Annotated in this window: 1 protein-coding gene; it reads left to right on the forward strand. The window is 58.8% G+C overall.

Going from position 1 to position 267, the window contains the following annotated elements; all coding sequences use genetic code 11:
• Window positions 1–267: PAS domain-containing protein (locus tag AAEY83_RS15640; protein ID WP_351060405.1), on the forward strand; the 267-nt coding region annotated here is incomplete at both ends.

Here is a 267-nt window from a genome sequence, read left to right on the forward strand (position 1 = left end):
GCGGAAAAGGAGCTGGGTGATCAACTGGCCTTTCAGCACGCCCTGATCGATTCGATGCCGGATCCGGTGTTTGTCCGTGATCTGCACGGGCGCTTGATCATCTGCAATCGCAGTTACGAGGAAGCACTGTCGGTGCGCCTGGACCAGATGCAGGGGCGCCTGCTGATCGAAGTCGATGCGTTTCCGGAAACCACTGCGCGGATGCTGCACGATGAATTCATCGCCCAGTTGCAGACCCGCAAGTCGCGCTTCAGCAAACGACAGCTG

It is taken from the genome of Psychrobacter sp. TB20-MNA-CIBAN-0197, assembly GCF_040309765.1.
Classification (GTDB): domain Bacteria; phylum Pseudomonadota; class Gammaproteobacteria; order Pseudomonadales; family Moraxellaceae; genus Psychrobacter; species Psychrobacter submarinus.